The organism is Streptomyces sp. NPDC014882 (assembly GCF_043081325.1).
GTDB lineage: Bacteria > Actinomycetota > Actinomycetes > Streptomycetales > Streptomycetaceae > Streptomyces.
This window is the reverse complement of record NZ_JBIBWL010000007.1, coordinates 324,484-344,014: the sequence shown is the minus strand read 5'-3', so window position 1 is coordinate 344,014 and position 19,531 is coordinate 324,484. Positions and strand designations below refer to the sequence as shown.

The 19,531-nt window shown below is 70.7% G+C and carries 19 protein-coding genes; 7 read left to right on the top strand and 12 right to left on the bottom strand.

Annotated elements, in window-relative coordinates; genetic code table 11:
* Positions 1-35: 35 nt before the first annotated feature.
* The 3 genes from ACF09K_RS19295 to ACF09K_RS19285 all read left to right on the top strand — a co-directional run bounded on the left by ACF09K_RS19295 (position 36) and on the right by ACF09K_RS19285 (position 3,050).
* Positions 36-1,310 carry a cation:proton antiporter gene (locus tag ACF09K_RS19295; RefSeq protein ID WP_392245029.1) on the top strand — a complete coding sequence of 425 codons (1,275 nt, stop codon included), beginning with the start codon at positions 36-38 and terminating at the stop codon, positions 1,308-1,310.
* Positions 1,307-1,873, top strand: a complete 567-nt coding sequence (locus ACF09K_RS19290; RefSeq protein ID WP_392245027.1) for a nitroreductase — start codon at positions 1,307-1,309, stop codon at positions 1,871-1,873. Before ACF09K_RS19295 ends, ACF09K_RS19290 begins: the two co-directional genes overlap by 4 nt.
* 172 nt (positions 1,874-2,045) lie before the next feature.
* Positions 2,046-3,050, top strand: a complete 1,005-nt coding sequence (locus ACF09K_RS19285; protein WP_392245025.1) for a class I SAM-dependent methyltransferase — start codon at positions 2,046-2,048, stop codon at positions 3,048-3,050.
* A 78-nt stretch (positions 3,051-3,128) separates the two neighbouring features.
* On the opposite strand, the gene ACF09K_RS19280 is transcribed toward ACF09K_RS19285, so the two are convergent.
* The 11 genes from ACF09K_RS19280 to ACF09K_RS19230 all read right to left on the bottom strand — a co-directional run bounded on the left by ACF09K_RS19280 (position 3,129) and on the right by ACF09K_RS19230 (position 14,057).
* On the bottom strand, positions 3,129-4,457 hold the full coding sequence (locus ACF09K_RS19280) for a transcriptional regulator (protein ID WP_392245024.1): 1,329 nt from the start codon (positions 4,455-4,457) through the stop codon (positions 3,129-3,131).
* Between the two features lie 584 nt (positions 4,458-5,041).
* Positions 5,042-5,614, bottom strand: a complete 573-nt coding sequence (locus ACF09K_RS19275; RefSeq protein ID WP_392245110.1) for a hypothetical protein — start codon at positions 5,612-5,614, stop codon at positions 5,042-5,044.
* 74 nt (positions 5,615-5,688) lie between these two features.
* On the bottom strand, positions 5,689-6,171 hold the full coding sequence (locus ACF09K_RS19270) for a LuxR C-terminal-related transcriptional regulator (RefSeq protein ID WP_392245022.1): 483 nt from the start codon (positions 6,169-6,171) through the stop codon (positions 5,689-5,691).
* Between the two features lie 128 nt (positions 6,172-6,299).
* Positions 6,300-7,553, bottom strand: coding sequence for an acyl-CoA dehydrogenase family protein (locus tag ACF09K_RS19265; protein ID WP_392245021.1), 1,254 nt, complete (start codon positions 7,551-7,553; stop codon positions 6,300-6,302).
* Positions 7,554-7,606: 53 nt separating this feature from the next.
* A complete protein-coding gene (locus ACF09K_RS19260) occupies positions 7,607-8,239 on the bottom strand; it encodes a GAF domain-containing protein (RefSeq protein WP_392245020.1) in 633 nt (210 codons plus the stop codon).
* On the bottom strand, positions 8,239-8,823 hold the full coding sequence (locus tag ACF09K_RS19255; RefSeq protein ID WP_392245019.1) for an ATP/GTP-binding protein: 585 nt from the start codon (positions 8,821-8,823) through the stop codon (positions 8,239-8,241). Before ACF09K_RS19255 ends, ACF09K_RS19260 begins: the two co-directional genes overlap by 1 nt.
* 55 nt (positions 8,824-8,878) lie before the next feature.
* Positions 8,879-9,292, bottom strand: coding sequence for a DUF742 domain-containing protein (locus tag ACF09K_RS19250; protein ID WP_392245017.1), 414 nt, complete (start codon positions 9,290-9,292; stop codon positions 8,879-8,881).
* Positions 9,289-9,801: a roadblock/LC7 domain-containing protein gene (locus ACF09K_RS19245; protein ID WP_392245016.1), complete on the bottom strand. Its 513-nt coding sequence runs from the start codon at positions 9,799-9,801 to the stop codon at positions 9,289-9,291. The genes ACF09K_RS19250 and ACF09K_RS19245 overlap by 4 nt, the downstream gene beginning before the upstream one ends.
* Positions 9,802-9,874: 73 nt before the next feature.
* Entirely contained in the window at positions 9,875-11,419 is a 1,545-nt protein-coding gene (locus tag ACF09K_RS19240; protein ID WP_392245014.1) for an ATP-binding protein, read from the bottom strand.
* A gap of 11 nt (positions 11,420-11,430) precedes the next feature.
* Complete coding sequence (locus ACF09K_RS19235) at positions 11,431-13,341, bottom strand: glycoside hydrolase family 15 protein (RefSeq protein WP_392245011.1); 1,911 nt, start codon at positions 13,339-13,341, stop codon at positions 11,431-11,433.
* A 221-nt stretch (positions 13,342-13,562) separates the two neighbouring features.
* On the bottom strand, positions 13,563-14,057 hold the full coding sequence (locus ACF09K_RS19230) for a DUF6415 family natural product biosynthesis protein (protein WP_392245009.1): 495 nt from the start codon (positions 14,055-14,057) through the stop codon (positions 13,563-13,565).
* 189 nt (positions 14,058-14,246) lie between these two features.
* Between ACF09K_RS19230 and ACF09K_RS19225 the strand changes: the two genes are divergently transcribed.
* Positions 14,247-15,632 carry a Tat pathway signal protein gene (locus ACF09K_RS19225; protein WP_392245008.1) on the top strand — a complete coding sequence of 462 codons (1,386 nt, stop codon included), beginning with the start codon at positions 14,247-14,249 and terminating at the stop codon, positions 15,630-15,632.
* A gap of 75 nt (positions 15,633-15,707) precedes the next feature.
* Positions 15,708-16,193: an SAM-dependent methyltransferase gene (locus ACF09K_RS19220; protein WP_392245006.1), complete on the top strand. Its 486-nt coding sequence runs from the start codon at positions 15,708-15,710 to the stop codon at positions 16,191-16,193.
* 123 nt (positions 16,194-16,316) lie between these two features.
* Here ACF09K_RS19220 and ACF09K_RS19215 read toward each other — a convergent pair whose 3' ends face one another.
* Entirely contained in the window at positions 16,317-16,823 is a 507-nt protein-coding gene (locus ACF09K_RS19215) for an ATP-binding protein (RefSeq protein ID WP_392245004.1), read from the bottom strand.
* 320 nt (positions 16,824-17,143) lie between these two features.
* Here ACF09K_RS19215 and ACF09K_RS19210 point away from each other — a divergent pair, with 320 nt between their 5' ends.
* Together ACF09K_RS19210 and ACF09K_RS19205 are read left to right on the top strand one after the other, a co-directional pair.
* On the top strand, positions 17,144-18,559 hold the full coding sequence (locus ACF09K_RS19210) for an XRE family transcriptional regulator (RefSeq protein ID WP_392245003.1): 1,416 nt from the start codon (positions 17,144-17,146) through the stop codon (positions 18,557-18,559).
* A gap of 32 nt (positions 18,560-18,591) precedes the next feature.
* Entirely contained in the window at positions 18,592-19,497 is a 906-nt protein-coding gene (locus tag ACF09K_RS19205) for a phosphotransferase (RefSeq protein WP_392245108.1), read from the top strand.
* Positions 19,498-19,531 lie beyond the last annotated feature (34 nt).

Here is a 19,531-nt window from a genome sequence, read left to right as displayed (position 1 = left end):
CGGTCCTTCGCCGTCGCCCGACTCCTGGAGCTGTCGTGCCCGACCCGCTGCTACCCGTGCTCCTCGCCGTCCCGGTCGTGATCCTCGCCTGCCAGGCCGGCGGGCGAGCCGTCAGGCTGCTCGGCCAGCCGCCGGTCATCGGCGAAATCGTGGCCGGGATCCTGCTCGGCCCTTCGCTCCTCGGCTGGCTCGCCCCCACCGCCCAGCAGCACCTCCTGCCCCCCTCGGTCCTGCCGGTCACCTCCGCCTTGGGCACCCTCGGCCTGATGGCATTCCTGTTCCTGATCGGACTGGAACTCGACCTGCGCAGCCTGCGCACTACCCGCGGCGCCGTCGCCGCAGTCAGTCTCACCGGCCTTCTGCTCCCCATGGCCCTCGGTGCCGCCCTGGCCGCCGCCCTCTACTCGACCTTCGCTCCCGACGGCGTCGACCGGCTGCCGTTCACCCTGTTCGTCGCCGTCGCCCTGAGCATCACCGCCTTCCCGGTCCTTGCCCGGATCCTCGCCGACCGCGGCCTGGAGACCACACCCCTGGGCGCCTTCGCCCTGGCCTGCGCCGCCACCGACGACGCCCTCGCCTGGTGCCTGCTCACCGCCGCCGTCGCCCTGACCACCTCAGGCACCGCCCTGTCGGCCCTCACCACCCTCGCCCTCACTGCCGCCTTCGCCGCCGCCCTCGCCCTCACACGCCCCCTGCTGCGCACCCTGCTCAAGCGCGCCGGCCGCACCGGCGACGAGCTCGTCCTGGCCCTGCTGTTCGCCGGGCTGTGCCTCAGCGCCTACACCACCGACCAGATCGGCGTGCACCCCGCCTTCGGCGCGTTCCTGTTCGGCGCCGCCGCCCCCCGCGGCCTCCCCGCCGTCGAGCGCGGCGCCGCGCGCATCCGCGCCGTCGTCCTGCCGCTCCTCCTGCCGCTGTTCTTCGTCGGCGCCGGCCTGCACACCGACTTCTCCCACCTGCCCGCAGGACAGTGGGGCTGGGGCGCGGCCATTCTCGCCGTCGCCGTCGTCGGCAAGTGGGGCGGCGCGGCCGGCGCGGCCCGGCTCACCGGCTCCGACTGGCGCTGGTCAACCGCCGTCGGCACGCTCATGAACTGCCGTGGCCTGACCGAACTCGTCGTCCTCGGTATCGGCCTGCAGACCGGCGTCATCACCGAGGCCCTGTTCACCCTCCTGGTGATCATGACCGTCATCACCACCGCGGCAACCGCCCCCATCCTCCGGTGCGTGGCCGGCGACGACCCGAGAATGACCCCGCCGACGCCCCACGACAACCCTGACCGCGCCCCGGCCCGGGAGACGACCCGATGACCCGCCCGAACTCGGTCCTGGACGCGGTCCTCACCCGCCGCAGCGCTCCCCGTCTGACCGAGCCCGCCCCCGGCTCCGCCGACCTGGAGTGCCTCGTCCAGGCCGCGGCCACCGCCCCCGACCACGGGCGGCTGCGCCCCTGGCGGCTGGTCGCGGTGAGCGGCGACGAGCGGGCCCGGCTCGGCGATGCGCTCGCCGAGGCCGCCGACGCCCCGGAGCAGGCCCGCCGCGCCGCCGCCAAGCCCTTGCGCGCGCCCCTGCTCCTGGCGATCGTGCACCGGCCCGTGCCGGACCACCCGAAGGTCCCCGAGTGGGAGCAGCTGGCCGCCACCGCCGGCATGGTCACCATGCTGTCGCTGCTCCTGCACAGTCACGGCTTCGCGTCGATCTGGCGCACCGGACCCACCGTCCAGGTACCCCAGGTCCGCAAGTACCTCGGCGTCGAGGACGACGAACAGCTCCTGGGCTGGCTGTACGTCGGCACCCGGGAGGGCGAGGACGCCGCCGACCGGCGGCCTCTCGACATCCCCGCCAGGATCACCTGGCACACGACCGGCATCTGAGCCCACCACCCGGCACGCGACGCGCCCGGCAGCGAGCCGGGCGCGTCGCTGTACCCCGCTGCGAAAGGCGGACCATGCGCGACATCTAGCACATCGAGACCCCGGACACACCCTGAGCGTCCGCGTCGATCCCGGGAGCGAGTGGGAGGGCCGCCCCGCCCTGTGGCCGAGCGTGGGGGAGTACCCGATCTACGACCCGTTCCTCTACACGACCATGACCACCGACGACGAGCGCAACCGTCGCTTCCGCGCGGCCCTGGCCCGCCTGGCGCCGGACCGGCGGATCCTGGACATCGGGACGGGACAGGACCTGCTCTGGGCACGCGAAGGCGTGCAGGCCGGAGCTCGGCACGCCGTAGCCATCGAGGTCATCGAGGACGCCTTCCACAAGGCTGCCGCCAACCTGTCGACCCTCGCCTTCCCGGACCGGATCACGCTGCTGCTCGGCGAGTCGACCAGTCTCCGTTTCGCCCCCCGCGCCGATGTCTGCGTCGCCGAAATCATCGGTTCGCTCGCCGGCGCCGAAGGCGCGGCCGCCGTCCTGGCTGACGCCCGCATCCGTCTCATGGAACCTGGCGGCATTGCCGTACTCCACCGCGCGGTCACCCTGGCCGCCGCGGTCCGCCTGTCCTACCTGCTCCCCGACCAGCCCGTCGCGTTCGCCGAGGCCGCGCTTCCGTACCTGCGCAGCATCTTCGACTGGCACGGCGGCCTCTTCGACGTGCGGCTCCGGGTCGAGAACCCGCCCGTCGACGCGCTGCTCTCCGAGGGCGCTCCCGCCGAGGTGCTCGACTTCAACGGTGACCTTCAGACACAGCAGAGCACGACCACGCGCTTGGTCATCACGCGGCCGGGCCTCGTAGACGGCGTGCTCACCTGGCTCAACCTCTGGTGCCTGCCGGACGAAGAGCCGCTCGACGCGCTGCGCATGCAGACGAACTGGGCCACCATCTACCTGCCACTCTTCGACCGCCCCTGGCCGGTCGAGCCAGGAAACGTCCTGGAGCTCACCTTCGCGGCCAACCTAAGCGACGACCGGGTGCACCCGGACTATCAGCTCCGGGCCGTCCTGCACACAGCCGACGGGCAACAGCACCGCGGCTCTCTCGTCTCCCCGCACCACGGCGGTGCCTTCCGGTCCCACGCGATCTACCGGCATCTCTTTCCCACGTGCTGACCGGTACCGGGCCGGGCGCCCCAAGCCCATCGCGGACTCCTCCGCGGGCTGCCTGGGGTGCGGCGGCGGTTAGGATGGTCAGAAGTCCCGTAGCGACTCGCCCGCGTTCAGGTGGTCCAGGCGCTCGGAGAGCCGGCGGCTCATCAGGTGCTGTGACGCCTGGGAGGCACGCTTCGCGGCCGCCGTGTGCTCCGCCGAGGCACCGCGCAGTCGCGCCAGCTCGGCTTCAGTGATCAGTAGTTCCACTGTGTCGCGCGTGCGGTTCGAAGGAAGGGCCGACGCCTCCTTCAGCGCCTGAGCGCCCTGTTCGGCCAGGCCAGCGACGGCGAACGCCCACGCCGCCTGTCCTTCCAGCTCACGCAGGTCGAACCACTCCAACCAGGTCGGACCGGAGTTCCTCTGCGCGCGGACGAAGAACTCGCGGGCCCGCCTCACCGCCGCCACGACCTGATCCGCCTGGCCATTCAGGGCCCATGCCCGGGCCTCGGTCACGCAGGCGTAGGCCCTGACCAGAGGAGGCGAGCCCTTGGCCGCCAGCACAGCACTGCGCGCGTGCGCGAGCACGTCGGCCTGCCCTCCCTGCGTTGCCGCCAGCCGGGCCTGGTGAATGTGGACCCGGGTGATGCGGGCGCGGTCGCCGATCGCCTGGGCCAGCCGCATCGCCTGAAGGTCATAGCGCTGGGCGAGACCGGGAAGCTGGTCGTCATAGGCCATCGACGCCATCGCGAGGACGGCATCCACCACGCTGCCGTACAGCCGACGCCCGGTCCGCGCGGAGAAACCCCCGTTCAGCATCGGCGTGGCGTGCGTGTCCATCATCGACGCGAACACGGAGCGGAACTTGCCTCCACCGTGCTGAGAGTCGAGCTTGCCGTACAGCTGCGTCTGCTCGTCGAGAAGGTCGATGTCCGCCGCGCTCACCTTGTGCTGCCCGAGCCCACCAAGCACAGAATCGGCCGGCATGACGAGCGCCTCCCTCGAGGCGGGACCGAACACGCTCGGAGAGAACGCGCTCTTGACGACGCTCCGCCGCCGCATCGCGTCCAAGGCCCACAACTTCGAGAGCATCCGTACGGCGTGCGGCACATCCAGGTACTCCAGCGACTGCGCAGCGACCAAGCCGGTGTCCGACGGCCAGCCCAAGCTCTCCGGCGTCACCACCCGGTTAAGGGCCTTAGACAGCACATGACACGCGGCGGCCGCGAGGTCGTCGCTGGGGGTAGCCCCCTTGCACCACCGCGAGACGGTACTCGTGACCACCGTGTACGGCAGGTGGGTAGCCTCGCAGCGCGCGGCGATCCGGCGGGCGAAGCCGCTGATGGACCACTCCAAGGTCTCCAGGTGCTTGAGTAAGACCTCGTTGCGCTCAGCCTTCGCTGGTCTCGGTCTCGTCATCGTGCCGTCCATCGAGGCGAAGTTGGCAACGAGGACGACACCCTCCCAAGCAGAAGCGCGGTTGTGGACGTGGGCTCCCGCAATGAGGTGGCCGGGGTAAATGGGAGACCTTTGGGGTTCGCCTTGGCCGCAAAGACGAATGGGATGATCAGAACGCCCATCAGGATCACAGTGAGGCTGCCGCCGAGGTCGCGAAGCGCCGACCCGAGCGGGCCCTCGTGCCAGGATCGTCCGGTATGGGACAAGATGTCATCTCCTTTGTGGGATGGCGGCTGGCAGGACTGATGGGAGTGCGTTCGAGGCTGGCCGTCACGGCCTGCCGGACCTCGGTCGCGCAATCAGGCGGGGCTTCGGTCAAGGAGTTCGCAGACGAGCACTGCGAGACGGGCGGTGCACCACAGCGGGCTGGACGCGACGCCGGTCGTGTCGAGAACGAGAGCAGCCGCGGAAGGTCTGGGTGTGCTCGGCGTTATGGCCCTGGCGCACACGGACGGCGTCAAGCTGGTTGTTGACGCGTTTGACCGGGTGCGCGGCGGACTGGGTCGCGCCGGCGATCAGTTTGCGGGCGAGGTCGCAGCGCTGGGGTTCGGCGGTGGTCATGCGCTGCCCCGATCGTCCGGGACCGTCTCCGGCGCGTGGACGCGGCAGGCGATAAGGGTGCTCAGCCCGGGCCTTTGCTCGGCGGCGAGTTCGAGGCGGGCGACTCGTTCACCCTCTCGTCCTGTCCCGGAACCCCGGATGACCCAGCCCCTGTCGGTGAGCCGACGCAGTAGGGCGGCGATGGGGTCGGCATCCAGGGGGTGGCGAGCCAGGGCCTCGGCGCGGACGGCGGGCAGGCCCTGCCGGGCGGCGAAGTCTGAGGCCCACAGGGTGATCAACCGCATGATGTCGTCGGGTTCGTCGGGCAGGGTGTGGACACAGCCGAGGAAGAGGCAAGGGCCTTCGCCCCAGCCGAGGCCGGGGTCGCGCTGGGGGATCAGGCAGGCCAGCAGCTTCCCGTCCTCGAACAGCCCGGCCGGCTTCGTCTGCGGGTTTCGGAAGTTGGCCGGGACGTCGGTTTGAGCGGGCACCGGGAGACCGCGCATGGCGAGCTGGCGCTGGCGGTCCTGGACAAGGGCGGCGGCCTCCTCGCGCTCGGCGTCCGTGCGTAACGTGCGCATCTCGTACACGGCGGCCAAGGGCGGCGTGGTGAAGGGTGCCGCAGTTGGCCGGCCCTGGTGGGTCGTGGAGGCCGGGTGCCGGTTCACTGGCTCGCTCCGACGCGCGTCGGCTCGGCCGTCAGCAGGTTCCATCCGTGCGCCAGGATGACCAGCTGGGTGGTGTCCTTGGCGCCCGTGTCGACGAGTAGCTGGTCGAGCGCGGCGCGCAGGTCGGCGGGGGCGAGCTTGGCGGCGAGGGCGACGTTGCGGGGGTTGCTGTGCTCGGCGACGGCTCGCAGCAGCAGCAGGTCCTCGGGACTGAACTGCGGCGCCGGCCGGTCGGGCGCGGGAACGGCCACCTGCTGGGTGGCGAACAGGCGGTGCACCATCACCGGGGGCTTGCAGCGCGGCGGGCAGTGAAGGCTCTCGCGGATGTCGCGCATGTACTGGCGGACGGTTTCGGCCGACAGCCCGGTCTGTGCGCCGATGTCCTTCGGCGCGAGGCCGTGTGCCAGGTGCTGGGCGACGCGCAGCAGGGTCGGCGTCAGCGGAGTGATGGGTGCGCTAGTCGTTACGGGCGAGGTCACGGTGTCTCTTTCTCGGCTGGGATGGACGGTCAGTTGGGGGAGGTGCCGCCGGTCCCCGCGGGGGACGGGGCCGGCGGCACGGGCCCGTGCGCGGCGGTGCGGATTCACGGGGTGCCGCGCACGGGGGTCTAGGCGGCGGTCGGGCCAGGGCGGGCCCAAGCGGCCTCGGCTGCCAGGCGTTCGGACCACTGAAGGTGGTCCTCGTCGAAGGCGGCGTCCGCCAGGCGTATTCGCTGTACTTCGCCGGTACCGGCCGGTGGGTAGGTGTGCTGGATGTCGCGCCAGAAGCGCTGGAGGACGTACTCGCCGTCGAGGGCGTGCGCGCCGTGCAGTTCCATGGCGTCCTGGGCGGACTGCGCGGCCCACTGGTGGCCGAGGTACTTGGAGTTGATCAGGTCGGCGTCGCAGGGCAGGCCCTGGTCGAGAAGGTGCACCGCCTGGTAGGCGAGTATCCGGCCGGCACGAAGGCGGGCCTCCATGGCGCCGATGCGGTCCCGAAGAACGGGCAGGTCGGACAGGGTGCCCCGGTAGCGGGGGCGGGTCTTGAGCCGCGTGGTGGTGGTGTTCACGACAGCCTCGTGGATGCCGAGGCTGACGGCGGCCAGGTTGGAACGGCCGTACAGGATGCTGCTGCTCTGGGCCACGGCCAGGCCCTGGCCGACTTCGCCCACCATGGCGTCCTCGGGAACGCGAACGTGGTCGAGGTCGAGGCGGCCGGCGGAGAAGCCGTGCAGGCCGAGAGCGACCTGGTGGCGGGGGATAAACAGGCCGGGGCGGTCGGCTTCGACCATGAACGCGGTCAGCGCCTGGGAGGTGCTCACGCCGGGCCCTGCGGTGCGGGCGACGACGAGGTGGGCGCCGGCGAGGTGGCTGTTACCGATGTGGATCTTGCTGCCGGTGATCACCCAGTCGTGGCCGGCGCGTTCGGCGGTGGTCGCCATGCCGCCGATGTGTCCGCCGGCGAGCGGTTCCGTCACGGCGATCGACAGCAGCAGGGAACCGTCCGCGACCCGGGGCAGCCAGCGGCCCTTCTGCTCGTAGGTGGCGAAGTGGAGAAGGGCGCCGACGGGGATCAGGGTCGCCTGCAGTATGGCCGCGGCAGCCGCCGAGACCCGCGCGATGCGGTGGATCAGGATGGTCCTGGCCACGTGGCCGGCGTCCAGCCCGCCGAAGACGGCCGGGACGGTGACGGCGAACCAGCCCCGCGCGGCCATCAGGTCGGCGGCCTTGCGCTCCACTTTGCCCGGGGCGGCCTCCATCCGTGCAGCGCGCGGCGCGATGTGTTCGGCCGCGAAGGCGTCCGCCTCCTGCCAAAGCAGGTCGTGGCGGGCGGTGAGGTAGGGACGCAGCGAAGGTGGCGGTGCGGTGGGTGCGGCGGACATGCTCTCCCTCTCCCTGGGTGAAGGTCGCAACGCGGAGCGGGTGGGGGGACGGCTTAGCGGGCGGGGGCGCGGGCGATGTGGTCCATCACCCGCGCACTGGCGTTGATGACGATGTCCCGCAGACGGCGGGCTTCGGCCAGGGGCCGCTTCTCGGGGTCGATGACGCACACCGTGCCCAGTACGGTGCCGCTGTCGTGGATGAGCGGGGCGCCGAAGTAGGAACGGATCCCGACGGCGTCGACCACCGCGTTGCCGCTGAAGCGCGGGCTGGCGTGCACGTCGTGCAGCGGCAGGGCCTTCCGGCGCGCCATGACTTCCGGGCACCAGCCGTGGTCGCGGCTCATGGTGCGCCCGACGATCACGAACCCGCTGTCCGCCGGAGGCTGGTGCAGCCCGACGAAGGTCTGCTGCTCCAGGAAGAGGTTGACGAACCCGTAGAGGAACCCGGCCTGTGTGGCCATGTCCTGGGCCAAGTCGTCGAAGTCCTCGTCGGCCGTGGTGGGAACGCCCAGGCGGTGCAGCAGTTCATAGCGCTGCGCCAGCTCCGGCGCCTGCTGGGCCGACTGGCTGGGGAGGGCGGTGTCCGGCGGGGTGAACGGACCGCGTGTGGCGTCCCGCATGTCGCGTCGCGGAAGAGACTGCGCGGACGGTACGGCCTGCGGCATGGGGTAGGGGTGCTGAGACATCAGGCTTCCTGGAGGGTGGGGGGTGCGGAGTAACCGCGCCCGGTGGACGTGCGGGTCTCGGCGTGGCCGACGAGGGTGAGCAGGACGCCGGCGACGTGGTTGCGGTCGCGGGCGTCGCAGGCGATCACCGGTACGGATGCGGGGAGTTCGAGGGCGGTGCGGACCTGCTCGGGGTGGTAGCGGTGTGCGCCGTCGAAGTGGTTGACGGCGACGACGAAGGGCAGGCCGATGTCCTCGAAGAAGCTGACGGGGGTGAAGCTGCTCTCCAGACGGCGGGTGTCGACCAGGACGACCGCCCCGACGGCGCCGCGGGCCAGGTCGTACCAGAGGTCGACGAATCGGTCCTGGCCCGGCGTGCCGAACAGGAAGAGCTCCAGGGGCATGGGCGCGTCGGGCAGGCTCAGGCGGCCGAAGTCGAAGGCGACCGTGGTGGTCCGCTTGGCCTCCAGGCCAGCCAGGCTGTCCACGTCCGCGCCGGCCTCGGTCAGGTACTCCTCGGTGCTCAGCGGCGTGATCTCGCTGACGGCGCCCACGGCGGTGGTCTTGCCCGCGCCGAAGCCCCCGGCGATCAGGATTTTCAGCACGATCGGCGCGGTGCCGGCGGGCGGGCGCGGTGAACGACGCAGGAGCACGCGGGAGTCATCCGGCCTGGGGGTAGCGGGTGGCATTGGGGAACTTCCTCTTCAGGCCGGCGGAAACGGCCGCCAGCAGCTGGGTGGAGGGGCCCGCATCCGAGTCCGAGCCGGATGCGGCATAGGGGGCGGTGACGGGGACGACCAGGGCGTCGGCGTCCAGCAGGTCGGAGACGAGGACCTTGACGGCGGTGACCGGCCGGCCGAGGCGGCCCGCCAGTTCGGTCACCGACCGTCGGTGTGCCCGGCACAGTGCGAGGATCTCCGCGCACTCCTCGGCCTGTGCCGGGCCGGGCCGGCCCGGCCCCGCCTCCAGCACCGTGTCCAGACCGAGCAGATGCCTCGGCTTGGTGCGCCCGCGCGTCAGGGTGTAGGTCCGCACGAACGTCGATTCCTCGGCCGCGCGGCCGTGCCCGGTCACCGGACGTCGCCGCTCGTGCCGACCCGGACGGGGATCTTCATGTAGGGGGCGAACTTCGCCACGAGGCGGCCCATCTCGAAGCCCACGGAGCCTGCGTCAGCGTCCGTGGTGGCGACGACGACGAGGATCGTCTCCACCTCACCGCGCTCGTTGCCGGGGCGGTTGTCGAAGGCGGCGCTGCACCCGGCGCTCTGGACGAAGTAGAGGCAGTCGTCCCGCTCGATGATGACCTGCCGGGCCGGCCGCTTCTTGTGGCTGGGGCCGGTGATGTTCGAGGCGAGAGAGGCGACGCCGCTGATGGCGGCCGACAGCTCGTCCGCCCAGTCCTTGTCCACGTCGCTGTCCAGCAGACGCAGCCCGTCCCGTGACAGCAGGACGGCGTGCGTGACGCCCGGGGTGTCGCCGGCGAACTGACGCAGCAGCCAGGCCATGTTGTCCCGCTGGCCGCTCGGGCTGTTCTCGGGCGCGGACACGCCGGTCACGGTGCCGGTCTCGTGGTGGGTGCTCATAGGGATCGCTCCAGAAGGGGGGAAGGGCCCGACGCGTGGGAGTGGGCTTGCAGGAATGGGGGCCGTGAATGGTTCAGGGGTTGGGGTGCTCGTCCGGAGCAGGGGGAGAGGGGGTGGTGCCGCCGGCCTGGATGCCGGAACGGAAGGCGGCGGCCAGCCCCGGCGTCGGCGCGGCCACGGGCGCTTGCTCGCGGGGTGGTCGGAACGCGCCGGCCTGCCGGGTGCGGGTTGGTAGGGCGGGCGCGCTCCCCGAATGACCTGCCGCCGCGGGGCTTGGCATGCCAGGGGGACCGGGGCGGGTGGCATGGCCTGGAGAAGGGGCTGCCGGGGCTGCGGTGGTCTGCCGCACCGGCGGAAGGGCGGACCGAGGCTGCCCCGCGGGCATGCCGGCGTCCTCGACGGGGGGAATCGCGACGAGGAGTCGCCCGGGGATGACGACGAGGGCGGTGGTGCCTCCGGTTGTGTTCTCCTGCAGTACGACGGAGAAACCGTGCGATTCGGCGATCTTCGCCGCGACCAGCAGCCCGAGCTGCCCGGCCCGCACCTGGCCGCTCACGTCGACTTCGCTCGGCGCCTTCAGGAGGTGGTTCATCTGTGCCCGCGTCTGCGGGTGCATGGGCATGGCCCGGTCCTCGACCTCGACCGCCAGTCCGTTCGCGACCCGCTGCGCACGCACCATCACCTTCGTCGCCGGGTCGGAGCTCTCACAGGCGTTCTCGATCAGCTCTGCCAGCAGATGAGTGAGGTCCGGACCCACATGGCCGGGGAGGCCGAGCTCGGCGCCTACCGACCCGGCGGCGACGGCCACGCGCGGATACTGCACGACCTCGGAGACCGCCCCGCGCAGCGTGGTGGTGACGGGCACGGGCTGACGTGTGCTGCGCAGGGATTGCCCGCCCAGCACCGCCGTGCTCTCCACCTGACGCCGCATCCGCGTCACGAGGTGATCGATCTCGAAGATCTTGGCCAGCAGCTCCGGGTCGTCGGTCAGCATCTCCAGCCGACTCAGCGCCTGGAGTGCCTTGCCGACCAGGGCGTGCTCGCGCATGGCCAGGCGGCGCAGCACTTCCAGCAGGACGACGGACTGGGACTCGTCGTGGACGCGTATCAGGGAGGCGATGGCCTGCACCTGCAGTGCACCCAGCGCGTTGTTGATGCCGTCGTTCGCGCCGGCCGGTGGCGGCGTCTGTGGGTCCTGCAGCGTGGGGCGCCCGCCGCGGCACAGCTCGTCCGCCGACCACTGCACCGACTTCTCGACGGCCGCCGCCGCCTCCGCCACGGTCGCCAGCGCCGCTGCCCGGGCCCCCTCCACGGCCGTCTGCGCTGCTGCCTGGGCTTCCTCTGTTGCCGTCTGCACGGCTTGGGCGAAGGTGCGTACCTGGCGAGCCGCGATGGCTGCGACCCCACCCAGTCCACAGACCAGACCGGTCAGGAGCCAGCCGGGGCCCACCGCGGAGACCGACCGGAGGGCGAAGGCGGCTACCAGCAATGTGCCGAGGAGTACCAGGGGCACGGCCACGGCGCGGCGGGCACGGTGCAGCGTGATCGCTTCGACCGAAGGCCGCCGTCGGCGGTGGTCGGTAGCGACCGGCCGTGCCGGGAAGGCGCTGTCAGGCATGAGGATCCTCGTCAGGCGTGGGTGGCGTGCTGCGGCGTCAGGTCGGGGCTGGTCGTGCGCGTGCTGGAGGCGGCCGAGCGCGGCGCTGGCACCGAGACCGGGCCGTGGCGGTGGGCAGGTCCCGCCGTCAGGACCTGAAGGAGCCGGGCGCTCTCGATCAGCCCCATGTGGCTGAACGCCTGCGGGAAGTTCCCGAGCTGGCGCCGCTGGACGGGGTCGTACTCCTCCGCCAGGAGTCCGAGGTCGTTGCGCAGTTCCAAGAGGCCCTCGAACAGGGCACGGGCCTCGTCGACGCGGCCGGTCAGGGCCAGGCCGTCGACGAGCCAGAAGGAGCACAGCAGGAAGGCGCCCTCATCACCCTTCAACCCGTCCACCCCAGTGCGCTCGCCGCTGGTCGGGTATCGGCGCACGAGACCGTCAGGGGTGGAGAGTTCGCGGCGTACGGCGTCCACGGTGCCGACGACGCGCGGGTCGTCGGGCGGCAGGAAGCCGACGCGGGGGATCAGCAGCGTGGCGGCGTCCAGTTCCTGGGAGCCGTAGGACTGCGTGAAGGTGTTGCGTACCGGGTCGAAGCCCTCGGTGCAGACCTCGTGGTGGATCGCTGCTCGCAGTTCGACCAAGGGAGCCGGGTCCATGTCGAGGGCGCTGGCTTCGGCCAGACGGATGGTGCGGTCGACGGCCACCCAGGCCATCACCTTGGAGTGCACGAAGTGCCGGCGCGCTCCTCGGATCTCCCAGACCCCCTCGTCGGGCTCCCGCCAGCGCCGGGACAGGTGCTCCACGAGCCGCCGGTGCAGCACGGCGGTGTCGGCGCAGTGGGCCACACCGCTCTGGTGCGCGAGGTAGAGGGTCTCGATCACCTCGCCGTACACATCCAGCTGGAGCTGGTCGGCCGCGCCGTTGCCGATCCGCACGGGAGTCGAGCCCTCGTACCCAGGAAGCCAGGGAAGCTCCCGCTCCCGCAGATCACGCTCCCCGGTGATCCCGTACATGATCTGCAGGTTCTCCGGATCCCCGGCCACGGCCCGCAGCAGCCATCGCCGCCACGCCTGCGCCTCCTGCCGGTACCCGGTCCCCAGCAACGCGGCCAGCGTTGTGGCGGCGTCGCGCAGCCAGGCGAAGCGGTAGTCCCAGTTCCGCCGGCCGCCGATTTCCTCGGGCAGCGACGTGGTCGGCGCCGCGACGATCCCACCGCTCGGCCCATACGTCATCGCCTTCAGCACGATCAAGGAACGGATCACAGCCTCGCGGTAGGGCCCGTCGTAGGCGCACTCCTGTACCCAGTCCTGCCAGAAGGTGAGCGTCTCGGCGAGCGCGGTCTCCGAGTTGGGAACGTCCGGTGCGGCTGTGTGGGACGGGCACCAGCTGAGTACGAAAGCCATACTCTGTCCGGCGGTGACGGTGAAGGCGCTGACGACGACGCCGTCCTTCTCGACCTGCGGGACGCAGGTGTCGAGCCATAGAGCGTCCGCGCCGGCCTCCGCGACCATACGTCCGCCGACCTCGTGGATCCACGGGCTGACGCTGCCGTATCCCGGACGCGGACGCATGGCAGAGACCATCTCCATCTCGCCGGCCAGTCCCTCGATGATCCGGATCACCTGCGGTGCCCCGTCGCGTGGCGGCATGAAATCCAGGACCCGGACCGAACCAGTCGGGGTACACCACAGCGATTCGAGAACGAGCGAGTCACCGCGGTACCGGCGCTCAGCCACTTTCCCGGAGCCGGACCGGCCTACGGACGAGGCCGGGGCGATCTGCCAGGTGCCGTGTTCCTGTGTGCCAAGCAGATCGGCGAAGACGGCTGGCGAGTCGAAGCGGGGCAGGCACAGCCAGTCGATCGAACCGTCGTCGCAGACGTGGGCGCTGGTCTGCGTGTCGCCGATCAGGCCGTACTGCTCGATACGCGGAAGGCGTTTCATCGTGTAGATCTCCGTTGAGCCCCGCGAACGGGGTGGGCTTCAAGGCCGTCAGGGGCGGCCGGTGAACTGTCGGTGAGGCGGGGCACCGTCGCGGCGGCGACTCGATCTGCGCCGGTGAGGTTTCCTCGCCGACTTGCGGGGACTGATGGCGCGGTCACCGCGGAGAACCAGCCACGCTGTGGGACCGAGGATCAGGGCGATCAGAACCGCTCCGGTGACGGTCATGCCCGCGGTACGGAGGCAGCCAGGACGAGGCAGGCGAGTGCGAGGGCGAAGACCGCGCCACGCAGGACGTTGATTCGAGGTGTCCACCGAGGCCGTTTCCCCTGCTGCTTCGCACGGTCGCTGCCGCAGGTCTCCACTGTCGCGGTGAGTTCCTGGGTCGCCTTGGCGAGTTGGACCCGGTACACCCTGCTGGGCACATAACCGTCGGGGACCCCCGCCGAGCCGAGCTGTTGGGCGTGGCGCAGCACCGGTGTCTCCTTCGGCACCATGACGCCGAGTCGGTGGATGTGACCCCGCAGACGCCTCGCGAGGTCTTCCACGTCAGCGGCGGTCTCCGGCAGCGGTGATTCCTCGTCCAGCACGAGCGCCACCGTCTCCGCCGCGGCCACTGCTTGATCGCGCCGCCGGACCGGCTCGTCAGCGACGCGAACCTTCCTGTTGGGCGCGGCGCGCTGACCGTCCGCCTGCCGTGGAGCCAGCGAAAGACGCATGTCACAACTCCTGGTTGAATCAAGCCAAGTTGACTGAGGTTCACCGTGCGGCGGCGTCGGGTGTCGTGCAAACTGAGTGATCTGGTCGCTACGTTGAGCGAACCGTGAATCGCCGCCGAGGGGTATGCCTGCGCGACTCCCGAGGCCGTCAAAGGCGTCAAAGATCATTTCGGAACCGAGGGGCAGCCCATGGCCCGTGTGCGAAACGAAGCCCTCGCCGCACTTCTGCGCGAAGCTGGCTGGTCCCAGCCACAAGCAGCCGCAGCGGTCGCCCGGGTGGCCGCGGAGAGCGGGGTGCGTGAGCTGGAAGCAATCTCCCGCTCGCACATCGCCATGTGGGTGCAGGGCACACAACCGAGCGGCCAGGCACCTCATATCCTGCGCGAGACGCTGTCCCGTAGACTCGGCCGCCACCTCACCCTGGCCGACCTCGGGCTGGAAGGTGAAGCCACAAGCCAAACCGACAGCGGTTCCGACTGGAGCGTCGACCCTCTGACCATGCTGGCCGAGCTGGGAAGCGACGACCTCGATATGCACCGACGTAAACTGCTGGCGACCGCCGCGTACTCGGCCGCCGGCCTCGCTTTGCCCACCGCCTCGTGGTGGGCAGCCGCCCCCGCCGCGGCGGCGAAGCGGCTGGCGGTCTCCCCTCGGCCGGTGACCCAGGCCGACATCGATGATGTCCGGGGCTTGACGACTTTCTACTCCGCGCGCGACCAGCAGCGCGGCGGAGCCTCCGGTCGCTCGGCCCTGGCCGGCCACCTTCGCGACGAAGCGGTGCCCCTGCTCGGCAGCGGGTTTCGCACGGAACAGCTCCGCCGCGACACGTACTCGGCTGTGGCGGAGATGACCTACCTCGCCGGCTGGATGGCTTTCGACGCCTCCGAACACCGCACCGCCCAGCGCTACCTCACCCTCGCCACCCGCATCGCGGCCGAAGCCAGCGACGGACCGCTCGGCGGCCACATCCTGCGCGCCCTTGCCCACCAAGCCGTGGACCTCGGACATCCGCGTAGGGCACTCGCTCTGGCTGACGCCTCCATGTCCCGCGACCGCTACGGTCAGGCGAGCCCCCGTGAGAAAGCCCTGCTCGCGATCGTCCACGCACGAGCCCTGGCGGCCGACGGTGACCGCCCCGCAACCCTCGCGGCCATCAGCCGCGCGGAACGGGACCTCGCTCGAGCCGACAACAACGAGGCGCCGGGCCGCGTGGGCTTCTTCCAGGAAGCCTCCCTTGCCCACGAGACAGCCTGTGCCCTGCGCGACCTGGGCCAGCCGCTCGACGCGGAGATCCACTTCAAGCGCAGCGTCGCCACCCGCCGCCGCCAGTACGCCCGCACCCACAGCGTGACCCTCGGCTACCTCGGTGCCGTACAGGTGCAACAGGGCCACGTCGACGAGGCGTGCGCGACCTGGAGCCGTGCTCTGGACGCCATGACCGGAGTGCAGTCCGGACGGGCCCGGGACGTCATCGTCCGCATGCGGAGTGACCTGTCTCCCGTGCGCGGCCGCGGCGGCCGTCACATCGCGGAGCTCGACCGCCGCGCCCGGGAGATGCTGCGAGCCATAAGCTGACACCCGATCACGTCGGCGTCCTGCTGCGAGGCGTCCGGCCGTGCCGGTAGTCAGAGGGATGGAGAGGGAAGAACGGTGCCCAGCTACGAGGTCAGCTCGATCGCCACGGTCGTCGGAGGTCATACCCAGGTCCTGGACGACTACCAGGGCGGCGTCCGCTCGATCATCCGGCTCAACGACGAGTACCCGCTGGAGACCCTCCAGGGCATCGAGGAGTTTTCGCACCTCACCGTGGTTTGGCGCTTTCACCGGGCGCGCCCCGAAGACGTGCAGTTGCACGCCCGCAGCCCGCGCGGCGACGCCCGATGGCCGGCGACCGGTACCTTCGTGCACCGCAACCACCGCCGCCCCAACCAGCTCGCGATCAGCTTCCCGCGCCTGCTCGACGTCGACGGCCGAGACCTTCACGTCACCGACCTCGACGCGGTCGACGGCACCCCCGTTCTGGACCTCGCCCCGTACTTCCAGCAGATGGGCCCGCGAGGCCCGATCCGCCAGCCGGCCTGGCCCGGTGAGATGCTCGCCCCGACCTACTGGAGCGACGCCAGCGAGCGCCCGTAGGCGTGTGGAGAGCAGCGGGGCACCCTTCAGGCGGCCACTCGGCTCGTCGAGTACGCACGGCATGAAGACTCCCGGTGTCACAGGAAGTTGGCAGGTCCGGAGGTTTCTCGACGACATGGGTTGTCACGCCGATCGGGAGAGGAGCTCGGCAGACTCCGGGCAACGGAAGACGGCCCACACGCCCTTACCGGTGACCCCTTGGGAGTTTTCTCGCGGCGCTGCCGTCCAGTAGTCGGCCACCGCGTCGACGAGCTTCAGACCGCGGCCACAAGTGGCATGCGGGGCAGGCCGAACGGTCGCCACGGGCGCCTCGTTGGAGTTGTCAGTGACCAGAACACCCAGCGCTCTGCCCGGCTTGAGGGCCAGCGCGATACCGACGTGCTCGCTGTCGTCCGTCGGCCGGGTCCGGCCGTGCAGCACCGCGTTGGTGACCAGCTCGCTGACAGCCAGTACCACCCCGTCGGTGAAGTCCCCCGCCTCGGGGAAGCGCCAGCCGAAGAGCTGCTGCCGGACGAAGGACCGCGCGTCGCGAACCGACGCCGGCGTGCTCTCGACCTCGATTGCCGCACGCTCGATTCCCTGACCGTCGGCCAGCTCCGCCAGGACCGTGTGGTACGGCGAGGACGTCATCGATCCACCTCCCTGTGGGTGACGAATGCCGCGCCTTCCCGCCGCAAGGTGCGGTGGGAGACGGCGGCGAACGCAGGCCCGGCGACCGGGCGTTCCACGCCACCGGCCGACGAGCGGTTCGTCGGGCTTCTGGGAGCAGCAAGGTTCGCCCCACCGGTATCGACGAACAACAGTCACCCTTCGCCGATCAGTCACTTCTTGCTTGCGGGTGACTGATCCGGTCGCCAGGCCGTCGAATCAGTCACTGATCCCGCGGATGGGGGAGTGCCTCACCGATACGCTGCAGGGAGTAGGAGCAGGGCGAGTTGGAGGAGGGGGCCTTGGACCACAAGCCGCACCGTCCGTCCTGTGCGCAGCGGTTACGCGAGGACGCCGCCGACCGTGGAGAGTCGGTCCAGGAAACCGCCCATCGGATCCACGCCCACTGCGGTGTGACGCTGCTCCGCGCGCATCGCCTGGCGCGGGGACTGACCCTGCAGGAGGCCGCCGACGGCCTCAACGATCTCGGAGCGCGGTACGAAGCAGCACCCCGGGCGGACGGTGATCAACTGGGTCACTGGGAAAAGGGTCGGCAGCCCCGCCCGGTCACCGTGGACCTGTTGTGCGAGTTCTACGCGAGCACGGCCCAGGGCCTGGGACTGCGCGGAAGCAGCCAGTCCTCCTCGCTGGACGAGCCTCCGGCTGAGGAGAGGGCGCCGGCACGGAGATCCCAGCAGGCACTCACCCCCGCGGTCGCCCCACGACGCGCGGCGGAGACGGTTCCCCTCTCCTTCGAGCAGCAGATCGACGCCGCCCGGCGGTCGGTCGACCGCACCCTTGCGGTGGGCACGGTGACGCCCACGCAGCTGGACCTGCTCGACGAGCAGCTGCTGTGGGCACGCGAACAGTACGTCTACACGCCGCCCGCGCCGATGATCGAGATTCTGCTGGGCCACCTGTCCGAGGTGGAGGACATGGCCGCCCACCGTCAGCCAGCCGCCGTACAGGTCCGGCTCTCCGAACTCACAGCGATGATCGCCACACTGATCGCCGACGCCCTGATGAAACTCGGGCACCTCCGCCGGGCGCAATCCTGGTACGCCACTGCCCGCAACGCGGCCGACGACAGCGGCAACACCGAGCTGCGCGCCCGCGTCCGCGCACAGGCCGCCATGCTCCCCTACCACTACGGCCCGATCGAGGCCGCGGTCGCCCTGTCCAGAGAGGCACGGATCCTCTGCCGCAACCGGCCCACGCCTACCGCCGCCTTCGCCTCGGCTGCCGAGGCACGGGCCTTGGCGAAGCTTGGCCACGCGGAGGGAGCAGAAGCAGCCCTTCGGCAGGCCACCGAGATCTTCGAGCGAAGTCACGCCAGAGCGGACACGGGCAACGACGCCTTCGCCTTCCCCGAGCGGCGCTTCCTCCTCTACATGAGCGGCACCCTCACCGCCCTCCGGCGGACCGCCGAAGCCCGACGCGTCCAGGAGAGCGCGTTCGCCCTGTACCCGGAAAAGACCGGCATCGACCCGGTCCTCCTTCACTTCGAGGCAGCCCTCTGCCTCGCCCACGAACACAGCACCGAGGAAGCATGCCAACTGGCGGCCGCCACGTTCCTGCGGACGGATCCGGCGCATCGGACCCCTATCGTCGAGGAGCGTGCGCGGGAGGTCGTGGAAGTCCTGCCGCCGCGCGTTCGAGGCAGCCGTGTGGCGCGGGAACTGCGCGAAATCCTCGCGCTTCCTCCCGGTCAGATGTGACACTCGGCCATGTGTCCGCGAGCCTGGAACGCATGAGAGAGATGGCGCCGGCCCCCGGCGGGTACGACGAGGCCGAGATGCACCGGATCCTGGAACGGGCGTGCGCTGCCGCCGGCCTTGACAGCCGCGGTTTCCGCCTCCTCCGCGGCCATACCAACGCGGTTGTCCTGCTGGAGAAGGAACAAGTCGTCGCGAAGATCGCCCGCAAGGGCTCCCGGGTCGAAGACGTGACCCGCAAGGTCGAGTTCGTCAGGCGGCTCATGGCCGCGGGCTTCCCCACCGTTCCGCTCCACCCCGTTGACCAGCCCGTCCTCGTCGACGGCCACGCGGTCACCTTCTGGACCTACCTGCCCCAGCCCGAGCAGCCCGTGGAGGCCCAGCAACTGGCCCAGCCCCTCCGCGAGCTCCACAACTTGCCCCTGCCACCGCTTTGCTTCCCCGAGCACGACAACGTCGGGGCCATCCGACGCTCACTGTCCGCCATAACATGCCTGACGCCTGACGCCATCCGATTCATGGAAGCGCAGACGGACCGCCTCGCAGCCGAGCTCCGAGACATTCGTTTCCCCCTGGCCCGAGGGCTGATCCAAGGCGATCCCCAGCACCGGAACGCCCTCCACGCCCCGGACGGCAGGGCGGTGCTGTGCGACTGGGATACGGTCGCGTACGGCCAGCCCGAATGGGACCTGGTCACGATCGAGGTGCACTGCCGCCGCTTCGGTTTCGACCAGCACCATTACCGCCGCTTCGCCGACGCCTATGGCTGGGACGTCACCGCTTGGCCGGGCTACCCGGTACTCGCTGGACTGCGCGAACTACGCATGATCACGACCAACGCCCGAAAGGTTCACCACGCGCCAGCGAGCCTTGCTGAGGTGCAGAGGCGGGTGGAAGCACTGCGGAAAGGCGATCGGGTGTTCCGGTGGAACATCCTCTGATGGGGCTGTCTGAACTGCGGCGCGGTTTCCTTGC

Coding starts and splice junctions, on each gene's coding strand:
- ACF09K_RS19215 (WP_392245004.1), bottom strand. CDS start 16,823: ATGACGTCCTCGCCGTACCACACGGTCCTGGCGGAGCTGGCCGACGGT.
- ACF09K_RS19240 (WP_392245014.1), bottom strand. CDS start 11,419: ATGCCTGACAGCGCCTTCCCGGCACGGCCGGTCGCTACCGACCACCGC.
- ACF09K_RS19230 (WP_392245009.1), bottom strand. CDS start 14,057: ATGCGTCTTTCGCTGGCTCCACGGCAGGCGGACGGTCAGCGCGCCGCG.
- ACF09K_RS19205 (WP_392245108.1), top strand. CDS start 18,592: ATGAGAGAGATGGCGCCGGCCCCCGGCGGGTACGACGAGGCCGAGATG.
- ACF09K_RS19265 (WP_392245021.1), bottom strand. CDS start 7,553: ATGTCCGCCGCACCCACCGCACCGCCACCTTCGCTGCGTCCCTACCTC.
- ACF09K_RS19290 (WP_392245027.1), top strand. CDS start 1,307: ATGACCCGCCCGAACTCGGTCCTGGACGCGGTCCTCACCCGCCGCAGC.
- ACF09K_RS19280 (WP_392245024.1), bottom strand. CDS start 4,457: ATGGACGGCACGATGACGAGACCGAGACCAGCGAAGGCTGAGCGCAAC.
- ACF09K_RS19225 (WP_392245008.1), top strand. CDS start 14,247: ATGGCCCGTGTGCGAAACGAAGCCCTCGCCGCACTTCTGCGCGAAGCT.
- ACF09K_RS19245 (WP_392245016.1), bottom strand. CDS start 9,801: ATGAGCACCCACCACGAGACCGGCACCGTGACCGGCGTGTCCGCGCCC.
- ACF09K_RS19235 (WP_392245011.1), bottom strand. CDS start 13,341: ATGAAACGCCTTCCGCGTATCGAGCAGTACGGCCTGATCGGCGACACG.
- ACF09K_RS19260 (WP_392245020.1), bottom strand. CDS start 8,239: ATGTCTCAGCACCCCTACCCCATGCCGCAGGCCGTACCGTCCGCGCAG.